Source organism: Sphingopyxis sp. (genome assembly GCF_035250425.1).
Classification (GTDB): Bacteria; Pseudomonadota; Alphaproteobacteria; order Sphingomonadales; family Sphingomonadaceae; genus Sphingopyxis.
In genome coordinates this window covers 1-4,961 of record NZ_DATFFD010000001.1, presented here as the reverse complement: position 1 = coordinate 4,961, position 4,961 = coordinate 1, and the positions used below count along the sequence as shown (strand labels likewise).

The following is a 4,961-nucleotide window of genomic DNA, read 5'->3' as shown; positions in this document are numbered from 1 at the left end:
AACACCCTGCCCTGTTGATTGGCTAGACCCTGCACATAGCGGATAAATCCAAGCTCGATCAGCTTGGGGTGCAGCGGGATAAGGCGGCGGCTGGCAGCGTTCTTAACCTGATTGGCCAGCCCTTCCCCGTCATCCGGGGTATCGGTAATATCAATGCACCATACCTGTTGCCGGTTATCGTCCCCGTCCACATAGGGAGCTTGTCGGACATCGCTAACCCGCAACTGGCCTAGCTCCTCTCGCCTTGCTCCCATGAACAGGGCGAGCAAGGGCAGCCAGTATGCAGCCTCTCCGCCACAGCCACTAGGCCGCTCGCCATTGGCATGAACCGGGCCAGCTAGCAGGGCGGTTAGGTCATCTATGTCAAAGTCTTTCCGGGCCTCTCCCTTATCCGTCACCCGCATACGAACATTTTTGACGGGGTTGGCCTCTATCTTGTCATCTTGCGCTGCCCAATCGAGCAACGTCCTGAGGTATCCAAGATGGTCCCGCACATTGACTTGCGACCGGGAAGGGTCCGCGATCAGCCGTTGCTTGTATGCCATGACATCGGCCTTGCTGATTAGCTCGACAGACTTACGGCCCATGATCGAATGGAACAGGTTGGCGGAACTGAGATAGGCAGCCTTGCCCTTGGCAGACGGATTGCGCTCAGCGGCCCACCCGGCAATAATATCGGTATCGAGATAGATGCCCTTCCCTTTCGGCTCAGGAATGGCCCCACCGGGGACGAGGGGAGCAATACGGGCAATCCGCTTGTTCGCTTCCTGCTCGATCCTGATTGCCGCCATCTCCCTTTCATGGGCAAGGGCTAGCTGAGCGGCGCGGGCAACGTCCTGCGGTGCAGCATCAGGAACCTGTCCGGCGCTCAGGGCATCCATAACCGGCTCAAGCTCAGCAATCTCTAGGTCAGCATCTATGTACGCCTCAGAGGCAAGGTCTTCCTGTTCCTGATCGAACTCCCACCGCTGCCTGTCACGGGCAAGCTGGGCCGGTGATCTAGCCGGGGCGGGTTTAGGAGCTGGGACGGTTGATGCCCTCGCCTGTTCAATCTGGCGCTGGGCTGCCTTGGTCTGGTCAGGGATTAGCCGCTTAGCGGTATCCCGGTCCTTTGTTCCGAGACTGAATTTAATTTCGCGCTTCCCGTCGAAGCGGGACCGAAGCTCCACAGGGATGCCCATGCGGAAATAATAGACCCCGTTCGGAGCCTTGTGGAGATAGGTACACATAGCGATTGCTCCCTAGCACGTTTGTACTAGGCGGTTGTGAAAATCCCTAAATTTCCTATATTTCCCGAGGCTTTCAAAGCCCTAGTACAAATGGTGCCCAGAAGAGGACTCGAACCTCCACGACCTTGCGATCGCCAGCACCTGAAGCTGGTGCGTCTACCAATTCCGCCATCTGGGCACGGGGTAGGAGCGGGCGCTTAGCGGCGCGTATGTCGGCTTGTCAACCGCATCGCACGAGCCGGAGTGCATTTTATCGCAAAGCCGTCGGTTTCGCGTCATAATGCCGTCCTCGCCCCTTGCTCCCCTCTCCGCTTCGCGGCATGGGGAAGGCCGTCGGCGCGCCTCGCGCCATCCTAGAGAATCGATCACAGGCGGACGACATGCAGAAACTCGACGGGCAATTGATCACGGTATTGGGCGGCGGCGGCTTCCTCGGCCGCTATGTCGTGCAGCGCCTGCTCGCACGCGGCGCGCGCGTCCGCGTCGCGCAGCGCGAACCCCGCGCCGCGACCTTCCTGAAACCGCTCGGCGGGCTCGGCCAGACGCAATTCGTGGCATGCGATGTCCGCGATCCCGCCAGCGCCCTCCGCGCGGTGCAGGGCAGCGATGCGGTGATCAACCTCGTCGGGGCGTTCGGCGACATGCAGGCGGTGCAGGCCGACGGCGCGGGTCATGTCGCGGCCGCGGCGAAGGCGGCGGGCGCCGGTACGCTCGTCCATGTCTCGGCGATCGGCGCCGATTCCGAAAGCGCCTCGGCCTATGGCCGCAGCAAGGGCGACGGCGAAGCGGCGGTGCGCGCGGCCTTTGCCGACGCCGCGATCCTGCGCCCATCGATCCTGTTCGGCCGCGAAGACCATTTCATCAACCGCTTCGCCACAATGATGCGCATGGCACCGGTCGTCCCGGTGATCGCGCCGAAGGTGAAATTCCAGCCCGTCTATGTCGGCGACGTCGCCGATGCGGTCGTCGCGGCGCTCGGCAGCGACGCCGCAGGCAAGACATTCGAGCTTGGCGGGCCGCAAGTGCTGACGATGGGCGAACTGCTCCGCTGGGTCGCCGATGCGACCGGCCGCAGCCCGCTGTTCGTCGATGTGCCCGATTTCGTCGCGTCGGCGCTCGCGAGCGGCTTCGGCTGGGCGCCCGGCGCGCCGATCACCAAGGATCAGTGGCTGATGCTTCAGCGCGACAATGTCGTTGCCGAGGGGGCGGCGGACCTCGCCCAGCTTGGCATCACGCCGACCTCGCTCGCCTCGGTCGCCGAGGGCTGGCTCGTCCAATATCGCCGTCATGGTCGTTTCGCCAAGCTCGCCTCGCGATAATGGGTATCTGGCTGACCGCAATCATCCTCGGCATCGTCGAGGGTTTGACCGAGTTTTTGCCCGTCTCCTCGACGGGGCACCTCATCCTCGCGACCGAACTCCTCGGCTATGACGCCGCGCGCTGGGCGATCTTCAACATCGCGATCCAGCCGGGGGCGATCCTCGCGATCGTCGTCCTCTATCGGAAATTGTTCTGGGAGATGTTCACCGGCTTTTTCCGCCGTGACCCCGTCGCGATCACCTTTGTCCGCAACCTGCTGCTCGCCTTTTTCCCGGCGGTCATCCTCGGCCTCGCCTTCGGCGATTATATCGAGCTATTGCTCGAGAATGCCGTCGTCGTCGCCTGGGCGCTGATCATCGGCGGCTTTGCCATCCTGCTCGTCGAGCGTTTCGCCAAGACGAAAGACGTCGGCGGCGTCGCGAATGTGTCGGCGCGGCAATCGATGCTCGTCGGGCTGGTCCAGTGCATCGCGATGATCCCGGGCGTCAGCCGCTCGGGCGCGACGATCCTCGGCGCGATGTCCTTCGGGGTCGATCGCAAGACCGCCGCCGAGTTCAGCTTCTTCCTCGCGCTCCCGACGCTCACCGGCGCGACGGTGCTCCAGCTGTTCAAGCATCGCGACGCGATCACGAGCAACGACCTCGGCCTGATCGCGGTGGGTTCGCTCGTCTCATTTATCGTCGCCTGGGCTGTCATCAAGGGCTTCCTCGCGGTCGTGACGCGGTACGGCTTCGCACCCTTCGCCTGGTATCGAATCATCGCGGGCGTCGCCGCGCTGATCTGGCTCGGCATGAGATAGGGCCGAAACGGTATTAATTGACGAAAGATAATTGCGCGAACCAGTTTTGATGCAAATTCACCTCAATTTTAGGTTAGCAATACTGTCCTAACTCGCAATTTGGCCGTGACAGGCCGTTTTCCGCCATGCAATTCCCCACTCAACGAAGGGGATTATTGCATGGCTTCCGATCGCATGCTCCAGTTTGTGGAACGTGAACAATCCTATCCGGACAAGCGCTCCGCCGAAGAACGCGCGCGCGACTTTCGCGAGATCGCCGAGCGCTACGCTGCGCCCGACGCCGACGCGCAGGCGGCGCGCTGCTCGCAATGCGGCGTGCCCTATTGCTCGGTGCACTGCCCGCTCCACAACCATATTCCCGACTGGCTGCGCCTGACCGCCGAGGGGCGGCTGCGCGAAGCCTATGAGCTCAGCAATGCGACCTCGACGATGCCCGAGATCTGCGGCCGCATCTGCCCGCAGGACCGCCTGTGCGAAGGCAATTGCGTCATCGAATTTTCGGGCCATGGCGCGGTGACGATCGGCAGCGTCGAGAAATATATCACCGACACCGCCTGGGCCGAAGGCTGGGTCGAGCCGCTGCACGCGGGCGCCGCGACCGGCCAGTCGGTCGGCGTCATCGGCGCCGGGCCCGCGGGGCTGACCGCGGCCGAATATCTGCGCGCCGCGGGGCATGAAGTGCATGTCTATGACCGCCACGATCGCGCCGGCGGGCTGCTCACCTATGGCATCCCCGGCTTCAAGCTGGAGAAGGAGGTCGTGATGCGCCGCATCGACCGGCTGGTCGAGGGCGGCATTCACTTCCACCTCGGCTTTGCGGTCGGCGAGGATGCGACGCTCGACGCGCTGCGGCAGAAGCATGACGCGATTCTGATCGCGACCGGCGTCTACAAGGCGCGCGAGATCAATGTTCCCGGCAATACCGCCGATGGCGTGATCGCCGCGCTCGACTATCTGATCGCATCGAACCGCAAGAGCTTTGGCGACGCGGTTCCGGCGTTCGACGACGGCCGCCTCGATGCCAAGGACAAGCATGTCGTCGTCATCGGCGGCGGCGACACCGCGATGGACTGCGTCCGCACCGCGGTGCGCCAGGGCGCCAAATCGGTGAAATGCCTCTATCGCCGCGACCGCGAGAATATGCCGGGGTCGCAGCGCGAAGTCGCGAACGCCGAAGAGGAAGGCGTCGAATTCGTCTGGCTCTCGGCGCCCGAAAGCTTCACCGCCGACAAGCATGTCAAAGAGGTCGCGGTCGCGGGAATGCGCCTCGGCGCCCCCGACGCGAGCGGGCGCCGCAGCCCCGAGGCCGACCCCGGCCGCAAGTTCGACGTTCCCGCCGACATGGTGATCAAGGCGCTGGGCTTCGATCCCGAAGAGCTGCCGCACCTGTTCGGATCGCCCGACCTGTCGGTCACGCGCTGGGGCACGCTGCGCGTCGATCACCAGACGATGATGACCAGTTTGCCGGGGGTTTTTGCAGCGGGCGACATCGTCCGCGGCGCCAGTCTGGTGGTCTGGGGCATCCGCGACGGCCGCGATGTCAGCGAGCAGATGGCAAAGTGGTTGAAAGCCAAGGCGAAAAGCGAAAAGAAGGCAGCATGACCAACAGGGAA

Annotated in this window: 4 protein-coding genes and 1 tRNA gene; 3 read left to right on the top strand and 2 right to left on the bottom strand. The window is 63.4% G+C overall.

Annotated features, from left to right (window positions below; all coding sequences use genetic code 11):
* Together VJ811_RS00025 and VJ811_RS00020 are read right to left on the bottom strand one after the other, a co-directional pair.
* Positions 1–1,229, bottom strand: a 1,229-nt coding sequence (locus VJ811_RS00025; RefSeq protein WP_324069962.1) for a DUF6538 domain-containing protein, incomplete at its 3' end; no start/stop codon positions are given.
* Positions 1,230–1,320: 91 nt separating this feature from the next.
* Positions 1,321–1,407: transfer RNA gene (locus VJ811_RS00020), tRNA-Leu, on the bottom strand.
* Positions 1,408–1,609: 202 nt separating this feature from the next.
* Here VJ811_RS00020 and VJ811_RS00015 point away from each other — a divergent pair.
* The 3 genes from VJ811_RS00015 to VJ811_RS00005 all read left to right on the top strand — a co-directional run bounded on the left by VJ811_RS00015 (position 1,610) and on the right by VJ811_RS00005 (position 4,950).
* On the top strand, positions 1,610–2,548 hold the full coding sequence (locus VJ811_RS00015; protein WP_324069960.1) for a complex I NDUFA9 subunit family protein: 939 nt from the start codon (positions 1,610–1,612) through the stop codon (positions 2,546–2,548).
* A complete protein-coding gene (locus tag VJ811_RS00010; RefSeq protein ID WP_324069958.1) occupies positions 2,548–3,348 on the top strand; it encodes an undecaprenyl-diphosphate phosphatase in 801 nt (266 codons plus the stop codon). Before VJ811_RS00015 ends, VJ811_RS00010 begins: the two co-directional genes overlap by 1 nt.
* 159 nt (positions 3,349–3,507) lie before the next feature.
* Positions 3,508–4,950, top strand: a complete 1,443-nt coding sequence (locus VJ811_RS00005) for an NAD(P)-dependent oxidoreductase (RefSeq protein WP_324069956.1) — start codon at positions 3,508–3,510, stop codon at positions 4,948–4,950.
* Positions 4,951–4,961: the final 11 nt, after the last annotated feature.